Raw genomic sequence first — 12609 nt, 5'->3', positions numbered from 1 at the left:
AACGGTGCCATGACTGATGCCACGATCGAGGTCGCCGGACTGCGGAAGCGGTACAGGTCGACAACAGCGCTGGACGGGATGACATTCACGGCCGGCCCGGGGCGGGTGACCGGCTTCGTCGGGCCCAACGGCGCCGGCAAGTCCACCACCATGCGGATCATTCTGGGTCTGCACACCGCCGACGCGGGGCGGGCCCTGGTCGGGGGCCGGCCCTACCGGTCCCTGCGCAGCCCGCTGCGGCACCTGGGCACGCTGCTGGACGCGTCCGCGCTGCACCCTGCCCGGACCGGACGCAACCACCTCCTGTGGCTGGCGCAGTCGCAGGGCCTGGGCCGCCGCCGCGTCGACGAGGTCGTCGAGCAGATGGGACTGGTCTCGGCGAGCCGTCGCCCCGCCGGCGGGTACTCGTTGGGCATGCGGCAACGGCTCGGCATCGCCGCCGCGTTGCTGGCCGATCCGCCGGCGATCATGCTGGACGAGCCGTTCAACGGCATGGACCCCGAAGGCATCGTGTGGCTGCGCGGCTTCCTGCGTGATCTGGCCGGGCAGCGACGGGCCGTGCTGGTGTCCAGCCATCTGATGAGCGAGCTGCAAGGCATGGCCGACCACCTGGTGGTGGTCGGCCGCGGCAGGGTCATCGCCGACAGCAGCGTCACCGACCTGATCGCGGCCGCCTCCGGAGACCGGGTGCGGGTGCGTACCAGCACGCCGCGGCCGGCCGCCGCGGCACTGTCCACCGCGGGCGCACAGGTGACCCACGCGGACACGGACGTACTTGCCGTGCGGGGGCTTGCCGCCGAGCAGGTCGCCGCGGTGCTCACCGCCGCCGGGACGCCGTTCTCCGAACTCGCACCACACCGGGCCACCCTGGAAGAGGTGTACCTCGACTTGACCCGCGAGGCGGTCGAATACCGCGCCGCCGCGACCGGAGCGGCGTCGTGAGCCGGCCGCCGATGCTGCGCCTGGTGCGCGCGGAATGGACCAAGTTCCGGTCGGTACCCGGCTGGGTGCTCGGCAGCGCGGTCGCGGCCCTGATGATCGCGCTGTTCCCCCTCACCGGGTTGAGCGGCGGGGCGCCCGAACAGAAGTCGCCGGTCCCGATCGGGCCGGACGGCGGACCGGTCGTCGACGCGTTCTACTTCGTGCACCGCCCCCTGTCCGGAGACGGCCGGATCACCGTCACGGTCACCTCACTGACGTCCCCGGGCGCCGGAGACAGCGGCGCGGCCGCGCCGTGGGCGAAAGCCGGACTGATCATCACCGCGGGACCGGAGTCCGGCTCCCGCTACGCCGCGATCATGGTCACCGGTGGGCACGGGGTGCGGATGCAGCACGACTACCTCCACGACCGCGCCGGGCTGCCCGGGGCCGTGTCCCCCGCCGCGGTGCGCCGGCTCCGGCTGACCCGCTCCGGTGACACGATCACCGGCGAAGCGTCGACAGACGGTACGACCTGGAGCCGGCTCGGCACCGTTCGGTTGCCCGGTCTCACCAACACGGTCCAGGCCGGCCTGTTCGTGGCCTGCCCACAGCGGGCGCACGGTCCCGGCACGGCCCCCGACATGGCAACCGCCGGGTTCGGCCTCCCGGAACTGGCGGGTGGCTGGCCCGCCGGCACCTGGACCGGCGATCAGGAAGGAGCCCGCACCGCCACCTTCTCCGGCTATCCGCGGGGCGGCTCCGGCGGGTTCACCTCGACCGGCGACGGATTCACCGTGACCGGCGCCGGCGACCTCGCCCCGGCCACCCGCGGCGACCTCCCCGTCGGAGTCGCCGCCGGCGACCTGCTCGTCGGGACGTTCCCGGCGCTGATCGTGGTCGTCGTCGTGGCCACCCTCATGATCACGACCGAGTACCGATACGGGCTGATCCGCAGCACCCTGAGCGCCGGCACGCGTCGGGGCCGGGTCCTCGCGGTCAAGGCCCTGGTGTTCGGCGGCGTCACGTTCGCCACGAGCCTGGCCGCCACGGTCCTCGCGCTGCCGCTGTGGTTGCGGCTGGTGCGCAGCCTCGGCCTCTACGTGTTCCCGACCGCGCCGGGCGTCCTCCTCCGCGCCGAGGCCGGCACCGCCGCCGTGCTCGCTGTCACCGCCGTCTTCGCCCTGGGCGTCGGCACCGTCCTGCGACGCAGCGCGACCGCGGTCACCACCGTCGTCGGGGCCACCGTGCTCCCGTACCTGCTGGCACTGATCCCGTTCCTGCCACCACCCATGGCGCAGTGGCTCACCCGGGTCACCCCCGCCGCCGCCCTGGCCGTGCAACAGACCGTCACCCGCTACCCGCAGGTCGAGAGCGTCTACACCCCCGCCTACGGCTACTACCCGCTGCCACCCTGGGCCGGCCTGGCCGTGCTGTGCGGCTACACCGCGCTCACCCTCGCCCTGGCCGCCGTCCTGCTGCACCGGAGGGACGCATGAGCACCGCGCTGAACGCCGTACGTGCGGAGTGGACGAAACTGCGCACCACGCCCGGCCCGGCGTGGCTGCTCCTGGCCACCGCGACCGTCACCGTGGCGCTGGGCGCCGCGGTGTCCGCCATCGCCACCTGCCCGCAAGCCGGCTGCGGCATCGACCCCACCCGGCTCGTCCTCAGCGGCGTGTACCTGGGACAGGCCCCGGTCGCGGTACTGGCCGTGCTCACTGTCAGCGGCGAGTACAGCACCGCGCTGATCCGCACCACCTTGACCACTGTCCCGAGGCGCCCGACGGTGCTGGCGGCCAAGGCAGTCGTGCTCACCGTCGCGGTGGCCGCCATCGGGAGTCCTACCCTGCTCGCCTCCCTTGTGGTCGCCGGGATCGTCACGCCCCGCCACGGATACCCGCGCCTCTCACTCACCGATGGCCCCATCCTGCGGGCCGGCGCCGGCTCGGTGGCCTACCTGGTGCTCATCGCGATCCTCAGCCTCGGCGTCGCGGCGGTCGTGCGTGACTCCGCCGCCGCGATCGGAACCGTCCTCGGACTGCTCTACCTCCCACCGGTCCTCACCCAGATGGTGACCGACCCGCACCTGCACCGCCTGCTCGAACAGGTCGCGCCGATGAGCGCCGGACTGGCCATCCAAGCGACCACGGACATACGCCAGTTGCCCATCGGCCCCTGGGCCGGCTTGGGCGTGCTCGCCGCGTGGTCAGCCGGCACACTCCTCGCCGGCACCATTCTGCTCCGATTGCGCGACACATGACCGCACCGGGTGGCATGGACGGACACGTTCATCACCGCGTGTCCAGGCGTCCTATGGGCGAGCCGTCACCCGGTGAAGGAGCGCGTCGACGGGACGGACTTCTACGACGGGCCACAGTTCCGCGCCTTCTGCACGTGGTTCCTGGAGGAGACTGCGAGCAAGGTCCGCAAGGCCGGCCCCGAAGTTGCTCCTCTGCGACCGGGCCGCCGAGGAAACGCCGGACATCGGTGTCGGTCCACAACCGGGTGAACTCAGACACGTCAGCGGATTCGGCCGGACGCAGGATCAGCCTGGAAGTTCTGAGGACGCACGGCCAGGACTGCGCAGCGGGCAGCGACGACATGAGAGGCCCTCTTGGCCGCCGTGCGGACCGACGGCTCGAAGGCCATTCCTGGTTCGCAACGGTGCGGGCCGGATCGTCGATGGCGCAAGGAAGCACGCCCTTCCCGCCGGCTCACCACAGGGCCTGGGGAATTTACGTGAACTTCTGCCTGGGGAATCGCGTGAGCGTCCACACGGCCCTGGGATGCTGGTGCTGGTCAGCGGGACGGACGGGATCGGAAGGGGGTGTCGGCGTGCCGAGGAGGGAACGTCCGCTGGAGGAGGGGGACGGACCACTGCTGCGACTGGCGGCGGGGCTGCGCCGATTACGGCGGGAGGCAGGGAACCCGACCTACCGGGAACTGGCCAAGACCGCCCATTACTCGGCCTCCACCCTGTCGGCGGCGGCCGCGGGACGGCAGTTGCCCAGCCTCGCGGTGGTGGTCGCCTTCGCCCGGGCCTGCGATGCCGACCCCGCCGTGTGGGAGGAGCACTGGCGAGTCGCGGCGGAGGAGGTCGCGGCCGGGGACGGCATGGAGCCGCCCGGCCCGGACGGCGCGCCGGAGGAGAAGAACGCGCCGTACGCGGGGCTGCTGGCCTTCCGTACCGAGGAGGCCGAGTGGTTCTTCGGCCGTGAGCGGCTGCTGGCGGAGCTGACGCGGCAGGTGACGGCGTGCCGGTTCACCACCCTGGTCGGGGCGTCAGGCGCGGGCAAGTCCTCGCTGCTGTACGCCGGGCTGCTTTCGCAGTGGCCGGCGGAACACCCCGACTGGCCGGTGGTGGCGGTCACTCCGGGTGCGCATCCTGTGGAGGAGTGCGCGGCGGTGCTGGCCGCCCATACCGGTGAGTCCCCCGGCGAGCTGCACGACGCCCTGGTGCGCGATCCGCGGACCCTGCACCGGGCGGTGCTCCATGCCCTGGCCGGGCGGCCGACGGAGGCGGAACTCCTGCTCGTCGTGGACCAGTTCGAGGAGGTCTTCGCCTTGTGCGAGGATCCTGTCGAGCGCGGCGCCTTCATCGAGGCGCTGATCACCGCGGCCCATGCCGCGAACAGCCGCTGCCGGATCGTGGTGGGTGTGCGGGCCGACTTCTACGCCCACTGCACCGATCATCCCCGGCTGGTCGAGGCGGTGGGCGAGGCCCAGGTCCGGATCGGTCCCATGACCACCGACGAGCTGGGCCGGGCCATCACCAGGCCCGCCGTCCGCGCCGGGCTGACTGTCGAGGGAGCGCTGCTGGCGGAACTGGTCGCCCAGGCGAAGGACCAGGCCGCGGTGCTTCCGCTGCTCTCGCACGCCCTGTTGGAGACCTGGCGGCGACGGCGCGGCAACGCCCTGACCCTGGCCGGTTTCCGGGCGACCGGCGGTATCGACGGCGCCCTCGCCCGCACGGCCGAGACGGTGTACGCGGCGCTGGACCCGGACGGGCAGCGGGTCGCCCGCAATGTGCTGCTGCGACTCACGGCACCCGGCGAGGGCACCGAGGACACCAAGCGCCGGGTGGACCGCGCGGAACTGGACTTCCCCGGCACGGACACCGCGACCGTGCTGGAGCGCTTCGCGCGCGCCCGGCTCCTTGTGCTGGACCAGGACGGCGTCGAGATCGCCCACGAGGCCCTGATCCGCCGCTGGCCAAGGCTGCGCGGCTGGCTGGCCGAGGACCGTGAGGGGCTGCGGATCCACCGGCGGCTCACCGAGGCCGCCACCGCCTGGGAAGCCGTCCAGCACGACCCCGGCGCCCTGTACCGTGGCGTCCGTCTGGACCAGGCCGCGGAATGGGCGGCGGACTGGGGCGAGGACGCGCTGAGCGAGCGGGAGCGCCGGTTCCTCACGGCAAGTCTGGCTGCCCGGGCCGCCTCGCGGGCGGCGGCGCTGCGCGGTGCCCGGCGGATGCGAACGCTCCTCGTGCTGCTCGCCGTCCTGCTGCTGGGCACCGCCACGGCCACGGGATTCGCTCTCGTCTCCCGGGATCAGGCCCAGCAGCAGCGCGACATCGCGGTCTCCCGCCAGGTCGCGCAGCAGGCCGAAGCGCTGCGCCGCACCGATCCGGCCCTCGCTCTCCAACTGGCGCTCGCCGCCTACCGGTTGCACCCGACCGCCGCCGCGCGGGGCGCCCTGCTCAGCTCGTACGCCACACCGTACGCCACCCAGCTCAGAAGCAAGGACAAGGTGGACGCCGTGGCCTTCAGCCCCGACGGGCGTCTCTTCGCGGCCGCCGGAGCGGACCGGACGGTACGGCTCTGGGACGTCGCCGCACCGCACCGCACCCACCCGCCCATCGTCCTGCCCGCCCCGACCGCGGGCGCCCCGACCGAGGGCGCCCCGGCGGTGGGCGTCCGGGCGATGGCGTTCAGCGGCGACAGCCGGACGCTGGCCACGACCGATGCGCTCGGCACGACGACGCTGTGGGACCTTCGCGCGCCGCACCGGCCGCGCGCCCGGGCGGTACTGGATCCGCCGCGGCCCGCCGCCGGGCCGGGGCACGCGGCGGTGGCTTTCAGCCCGGACGGCCGGACCGTCGTGTCCGCAGGGCCCTCGGGCACCGTCGCCCGGTGGCCCGCCGCGAGCCGGGGTCGCCCTCCGGCGGCGGCTGTCCTGGGTACCTTGGGCGGCGAGGTCCGCTCCCTGGCGTTCGCCCCGGACGGGCATGCCCTGGCCGCCGCGGGACCGGCCGGGACCCGGCTGTGGCACCTGGCCCGCACCTCGACCCGCGGGGGCGCTCAGGCCGTGAAGGCGGCGGAGACGGTGCAACTGCCGCCCGCCAACGCCGTGGCCTTCGCCCCCGACGGCCGTACTTTCGCGACCGGCGGCGACGACCGCGTCGTACGCCTGTGGAATCCTGCGACGCTCCGGTCCGAGGAGCGGCCCCGTCCGCTGACCGTCCTCACCGGCCACACCGACACCGTCTTCGCGCTCGCCTTCGCTCCGGACGGCCACACCCTGGCCAGCGGGGGCGTCGACGCCGACGTCCGGCTGTGGGACACCGGCGTCCGGCCCGGCGACCGGACGACCGTCCGGCTGCTGGGGGTCCTCAGCGGTCATACGGGGTACGTCACTTCGGCGGCCTTCAGCCCTGACGGCCGCACCCTGGCCACCGGCGCGAGCGACCAGACGGCACGCCTGTGGAACCTTCCGCTCCCCGCCCTCTCCGGCCATACGAGTTCCGTGTACACGGTCGCCTTCAGCGCGGACGGCCGCACCCTGGCCACCGGCAGCTACGACCGCTCCGTACGACTCTGGGATGTCGCCCACCCCTTCCGCTCACGTCCGCTGGCCGTTCTGCCCGGACACGCCGCCGCCGTCAACGCGGTCGCCTTCGACCCGCGCCGGCCGGTGCTCGCCTCCGCGAGCCTGGACCGGACCGTCCGCCTGTGGGACGTCGGCCATCCCCGCACACCGCGCCCGCTGGCCCGCGTGACCGGCGGCACGGACGCGGTGAACGCCGTCGCCTTCGCACCGGGCGGCCGCCTTCTCGCCGCCGGCGACGGCGACGGGACCGTACGGCTCTGGGACACCGGTGACCCGCGGCGGCCCCGGGCGCTGTCCGTGGTGCCGGCCCACCGCGACGAGGTGGAGTCGGTGGCGTTCAGCCCCGACGGCCGCATGCTGGCCAGCGCCGGCCGGGACCATCTGGCCCGCCTCTGGGACGTGAGCCGCCCCGGCCGGCCGCGTCCACTGGCCGTACTCGACCGTCACCACGACGCGGTCAAGACGGTCGCCTTCGCTCCCGATGGCCGCACCCTGGCCACCGGCGGGGACGACCGGGTGGTGCGTTTGTGGGACATCACCCGGCGCACCGCGCCCCGGCCGATCGCCGCCCTCGGCGACTACGCCGGACCGGTCAAGGCCGTCTCCTTCGCCCCGGACGGCGGCACCCTGCTCACCGCGAGCGAGCGGACCGTGCGGATGTGGGACGTCCGTGATCCGCACCGGCCGGCCGAACTGGCGGTGCTGACCGGACACACCAAACAAGTGGACGCGGTGGCTTTCCGCCCCGACGGCCGCCTTGTCGCAACTGGCAGTGAGGACTGGACCGCGCTGCTCTGGGATCCCGATCCGAAGCGGGCGGCCACACGAGTCTGTCGCGACGTGGGCGGCTCGGTCCTTGGCACCGCCGACTGGCACCAGTACCTGCCGGGCCTCTCCTACCGGGCCCCCTGCCCAGCGGCGAAAGCTCCGGCGGCCGGGCCGTAGAGCAGACCCGCCACGCAGGACCGCGGGGAAGACCGCCGTCCCGTACGACGACCGTGTCCGGTACACAGCGGCCCTACCCGTGGCTCGCCGCGCCCACTGCCGGAGGCGCCCTCGCCGGACGCGCCCCCGCCCGAACCGTGCGACAGGGCCCTTTGTACGGCGGTTGATTGTTCGGCGTCCTTGTCTCGACGTCGGACAACGTCAACGGGCTATACCGGTGCCGGGGACGGAGCAGGCCACGGGGGCCCCGACGAGCCGAAGCGCGAGATCGCGCAGACGTCGTTCGGGCGACCTCCTCCATCCCCGCCCCGACGAACCGGGGCGCCGCTCAAGCGAGTCGGGACGGGGCGGGCCGGACCAGCGGCCCATCGACGCCGTTCCTCAGGAAAGGACAGTGCCATGAAGCGCAAGCCACGCATCCGCACCCTGGTGTTGGCGACTCTCGCCGCGACGCTGTGTTGGTCCGGGACCGCGTCCGCGCACGTGCCCGCCAGCGTTACGAGCGCGGCGGCGGTCACCTGCGTCGGCACATCGTTCTCCGGAACGCTGGGGGTCAACCAGGCCATCTGCAACAGCGGCTACTCGGTGACGATGCAGGACAACGGCGATCTCGTGCTCCGCCGCACGAACGGAAGCGCCTGCTACGCCAGCGGCACACGTGCCCCCGGCGACGCCTCGGCCACCTTCGTCTTCCATGCGGCCGCCGCGCCGACGGTGGACATCAACAGCGTCTCCCAGGGGCGGATCGGGCGCATCGTCGGGGCCCACAACGTCACCGGCCTGGGGACCAACGCGAGTGTGAACAACAGGGGCGAGTTCTACGTCGGCTACAAGAAGATCGGCTACTGCTGACCCGCCCGCACCCCACACCGACGGCCGGGACAGGGGCGCGTCCGACCGCGCCGCCATGCCGAAGCAGGCCCTGTTCCACATCCGAACCTGCGCCCATCGACCCAAGGAGATCCGTCACCATGCGTGTCAAACGCCTCCTCGTCGCCATAACCGGCCTGACGGCCCTGCTGGCCGGATTCACCCCGGCCGCAGCGGCCGCTTCCGCGACCGCCGGCTCGCCGTCCGGCGACGGTGCCCGAGCCCAGCCGTCAACGCCGCGCCCGCTCCCGCCCGCTCCCCGGCTCCCCGTGGGCGTGAAAGCTGTCGCGCCCTCCATCGCGCCTGCGGCCGGATACTCGGAGTACGTGCCCGGCTCGTTCCCCGCGCCGTGCAGCAACGGTGTCCTCTGCCCGGCCGTATGGAACCCGGCGTCGGGCAAGTGGCGGCAGTACCACCTTGCCGCGTGCAGCGCCTACCAGCTGTTCAACTGGCAGGGTGACGGCGGCTACTTCGACAACCAGACCGGCAACGTCACGTCCTACTTCTACGACCAGCAAGGAAGGGTGCTGCACTCCTTCACGCCGGACCGAGCCAACCACTTCTACAACTGGGACCCGGTCTGGTCCATCCGCAACTGCTGACCGTCGTCGGCATCGGCCCCGTCACCGCCAACCGCTGGGCCCGGCTCGCCGGCGAGCCGTCAGAGCGGGGTGAGGCGGGCCTTGAGCAGGCAGAACTCGTTGCCCTCGGGGTCGGCAAGAACGTGCCAGGGCTCCTCGCCGGTCTGGCCGACGTCGGCCGGGCGCGCCCCGAGCTTCAGGAGGCGTTCGAGCTTGGCGTCCTGATCGCGGTCGGTGGCGCTGACGTCGATGTGCAGCCGGAGCTTCCCCTGCTCCGGCTCGTCCCTGCGGCTGAGGAAGATCGTCGGCTGCGGACCGTCGGATCCGTCGCGCGGCCCGATCTCGAGGCTGCCGTCCTCTTCGCGATCGAGCACTACGACGTCCAGGACCTCGCACCAGAACCGCGCCTTGACGAAAACCTGCTCTTGGGCTCCCCGCAGGGGGAACACACTCGAGACCGTACCGGGCGAGACGAGAAGGTGCGATGGGGTTCTGGGGCCCTCGCCTCGCCCGGCCGGGCCGCTGGGCGAGGACCGTAGGCCGCACAATGGGGCAGCTGAAATCGGATGCTCCCTGGCGAAGGCTCATCTTCAGCACCACGCTCAGCCTGTCTCCGGACGCCGCGCGAGGAAGACGAACTCCCGGCCCGGACGGTCAGGAGCTTCACGCACATCGTCGACCACATACCCCTGCGCGAACAGGTCGGTCTCAACGTCCTTCCGCTCGCGGAAGCGCAACGTCGAATCCGACGTCAGCACTTGCCCGTCCGCAGCGAACACGTAGGTCCACCGAAACGTCACCAGCGGCCGGCTTACGTCGGTCACCTCGGCCCAGCTCTCGACCGCGCCAACGCCGGGGATTTCCGTCACGCGGTATGAATCCTCCCTGTTCCACTCCTCCCAGGCGCGCCTGGCCGGATCCCGGGTCTCGAACATGAGGCGCCCGCCCGGCGCCAGTGATTCGTACGCTCTCCTCAGAGTTTCCTGCCACATCTTCGGATCCACGATGGCCTGAGCCACGTTCGCCGTCATGGTCGCCAGATCGACCTGCAACGGTGGAAGTACCGACACGTCACCGCAGATCCACCGCACCCGTTCACTGCCCGGCTTGCCCTTGGCTACCTCAATGGACGCCTCGGCGGGGTCGACCCCGACAACCTCGATCCCGCGATCAGCCAGGAGAAGGGCGAACACTCCTGTCCCGCAGCCGATGTCCAGCACGCGACGTGCTGCGACCTGTTCGGCCATATGGACGTACGCGTCAAGATCGCTGCGATCAGGGTCAAGCGGGTCATAGATCGCGGCGAGCCGTGGATGTCCGAAGCACTCGTCAGCCATGTAGTCGAAGGTACGCGGCACCGGCTCCGCGGCTCCATGGCCAGGGCGGTGCCGGGCGGGCTGTCGCTGGTGCTCATGGACAGCTTGCTCCGGCACGGCACCCTTGCAGAGCCGGCCGACCCGGATGGCCGGGCCGCAGGGCGCTCCCGCCGCGTGGCAGCATGCCCAGAGAGCGCCCTCCGGCCATCAACGAGCCGAGTCTCAGGCCGACACAGAGGTTCCAGGAGTGCCGAACCAATGACCAGCGGCCCGTTCAAACGCTTCACGATCAGGGTCGCGATCATCTGCCCAGGCGACTACGCCGTCAGGTCGGACAAGCACGGCACCCAATGTGAGGTCGTTCCTCGCCGGCCCGGCCACATGACGTATCCGGCTCTCCCAGCCCAGCGCCGAACCGTGCAGGCATCGGTCGCTGCTGAAATCGAGTGCGACGCCTCGTCCGTCTTCCAGCAGGTCGCCGAGGCGAGTGCCGTCCTCCAGACGGAAGTCCGGGGCGTTGCGGCCGACCAGGGGGTGCTTGCTGCCGAAATCGTAGTGGTTCGCCAAGCCCGACATCCTGTCGAACACGTAGGTCGTTCCGTCACCCGTGTCGATCAGGTCGCGTATCACTTTTTGGATCGCCTGGGAGTGCGGGTCCGGCCGCATGGCCGCCACCTGGGCTCGCGACCAGTCCAGTACCCGTGCGCCGATCGGATGGCGCTCGTGGGTGTAGGTGTCGAGAAGCCCGGCCGGCGCGTTCCCCCGCACGGTCGCTGCCAGCTTCCATCCCAGGTTCATGGCGTCGCCGAGGCCGAGGTTGAGTCCCTGTCCTCCGAGAGGGGAGTGAATGTGGGCGGCGTCGCCCGCGAGCAGGACGCGCCCCTGCCGGTAAGTCGTCGTCTGCATGGCCCGATCGGTGAAGCTCGAGGCGAGATGGACCTCGCTCAGCGTCACGTCGGTGCCGGACACCCGGCGCAGGACTGCCTGGAGGTGTTCGCGGGTCAGCCGCTGCGAGCGGTCGAACGCGCCGCCGTCGAGTTCCATGATGCCGAGGTGCCCGTTCACGGCTGTCTGGAGGTACATGCCTGTCGGTGTCAGGTTGAACCCAGGGCGCAGCTTCTCAGGATCGGCGATGGAGGCGAAAACGGCGTAACCGGTGAGCTGGGGCTCGGTGCCGACGAAGTCGAAGCCCGCGACCCCGCGCACCGTACTGCGTCCGCCGTCGCAGCCGACGAGCCAGCGCGCCGCGTACTCGTCCTCACCGGCTTGCGCGACCACGGTCTCATCGTCCTGGGCGATGGCGGAGACTGTGACGCCGCGCCTGACCTCCACGCCGAGCTTGGACGCCTGCTTCGACAGCACCGTCTCGACCGCTTCGAGGCTTGTCATCACGCCCTCCGTTGCCGGGCTGGGCAGCCGGAACGGCAGGGCAGTGACGTCGACCTTGGCCGGGTCGAGCATCATGCCGGCGAAGTGACCCGCGCGACGAGGGGGTGACAGCTCGTCCGCGTCGGAGTGCGCGCCCGCACCGTCGTCGACGCCGGACGCCGTCAGCAGCGGACGTAGCAACCCGCGGCGGTAGAACGCCTCAACCGATGCGGCGGACAGGCCTCGCGTCCCGAGCGGGACCGCCTTCCGGGGGGAGCGGGGCTCCGCCTCCCGCTCAAGGACCAGGACCGAGCAGCCCGCGAGGCCAAGCTCGCAGGCCAGGAACAGGCCGACCGGGCCGGCGCCCACGATCACCACATCATGCATGGGTGTTCCCCTTCCCGAAGCCGGTGAATGCGGTGAACAGGCCGTGGGGTGCGTCGTCGCCGTGGAGAACGCGGGCGAGGGGCACTCCTCCAAGCCCGGCGCCGACGAGGGTGACGTCACTGATCATGGTGACTCCTTGTGTGTCGCACGCCTGCCGATGCTCCTTCGGCAGGACCGCGAGAAAGATCCCAAGCCCCGCCGACACTTCGCCGACATCCGGCCGACAGCCCCGACAGATGACCGACACGTCACCTCGTCGCTGAGCGGAAGACCTTGGCGGGGAAACCAGCCGCGGGCCCAGTGCAGGACGGCGGAACGGCCCAGGCATCCTTCGTCGCAGCACTGCCAGAGGCTCTTCGCTCATGACGCCGGCCTGCTGTCGGCGGAGCCCG

Annotated in this window: 10 protein-coding genes; 6 read left to right on the top strand and 4 right to left on the bottom strand. The window is 71.9% G+C overall.

Features of this window, described 5'->3' with window-relative positions:
- The first annotated feature begins 9 nt into the window (after positions 1–9).
- From ACWGJM_RS20325 to ACWGJM_RS20300, 6 genes are all read left to right on the top strand, one after another.
- Positions 10–942, top strand: coding sequence for an ABC transporter ATP-binding protein (locus tag ACWGJM_RS20325; protein ID WP_453413073.1), 933 nt, complete (start codon positions 10–12; stop codon positions 940–942).
- Positions 939–2417, top strand: a complete 1479-nt coding sequence (locus ACWGJM_RS20320; RefSeq protein WP_453413072.1) for an ABC transporter permease subunit — start codon at positions 939–941, stop codon at positions 2415–2417. The genes ACWGJM_RS20325 and ACWGJM_RS20320 overlap by 4 nt, the downstream gene beginning before the upstream one ends.
- On the top strand, positions 2414–3181 hold the full coding sequence (locus tag ACWGJM_RS20315) for an ABC transporter permease (RefSeq protein WP_453413071.1): 768 nt from the start codon (positions 2414–2416) through the stop codon (positions 3179–3181). The genes ACWGJM_RS20320 and ACWGJM_RS20315 overlap by 4 nt, the downstream gene beginning before the upstream one ends.
- A gap of 575 nt (positions 3182–3756) precedes the next feature.
- Entirely contained in the window at positions 3757–7695 is a 3939-nt protein-coding gene (locus ACWGJM_RS20310) for an nSTAND1 domain-containing NTPase (protein ID WP_453413070.1), read from the top strand.
- Positions 7696–8094: 399 nt separating this feature from the next.
- A complete protein-coding gene (locus tag ACWGJM_RS20305; protein WP_453413069.1) occupies positions 8095–8547 on the top strand; it encodes a hypothetical protein in 453 nt (150 codons plus the stop codon).
- A gap of 119 nt (positions 8548–8666) precedes the next feature.
- Positions 8667–9167, top strand: a complete 501-nt coding sequence (locus ACWGJM_RS20300; RefSeq protein WP_453413068.1) for a hypothetical protein — start codon at positions 8667–8669, stop codon at positions 9165–9167.
- A gap of 59 nt (positions 9168–9226) precedes the next feature.
- On the opposite strand, the gene ACWGJM_RS20295 is transcribed toward ACWGJM_RS20300, so the two are convergent.
- The 4 genes from ACWGJM_RS20295 to ACWGJM_RS20280 form a co-directional block, all read right to left on the bottom strand.
- Positions 9227–9595, bottom strand: a complete 369-nt coding sequence (locus tag ACWGJM_RS20295) for a VOC family protein (RefSeq protein WP_453413067.1) — start codon at positions 9593–9595, stop codon at positions 9227–9229.
- A gap of 153 nt (positions 9596–9748) precedes the next feature.
- On the bottom strand, positions 9749–10483 hold the full coding sequence (locus ACWGJM_RS20290; protein WP_453413066.1) for a class I SAM-dependent methyltransferase: 735 nt from the start codon (positions 10481–10483) through the stop codon (positions 9749–9751).
- Between the two features lie 201 nt (positions 10484–10684).
- A complete protein-coding gene (locus tag ACWGJM_RS20285; protein WP_453413065.1) occupies positions 10685–12217 on the bottom strand; it encodes an FAD-dependent monooxygenase in 1533 nt (510 codons plus the stop codon).
- Positions 12210–12344, bottom strand: a complete 135-nt coding sequence (locus ACWGJM_RS20280) for a hypothetical protein (protein WP_453413064.1) — start codon at positions 12342–12344, stop codon at positions 12210–12212. The genes ACWGJM_RS20285 and ACWGJM_RS20280 overlap by 8 nt, the downstream gene beginning before the upstream one ends.
- Positions 12345–12609 lie beyond the last annotated feature (265 nt).

It is taken from the genome of Streptomyces sp. NPDC054834 (assembly GCF_053611185.1).
Note: the sequence above shows the minus strand (reverse complement) of the source record. Positions and strands in the feature narration are given on the sequence as shown.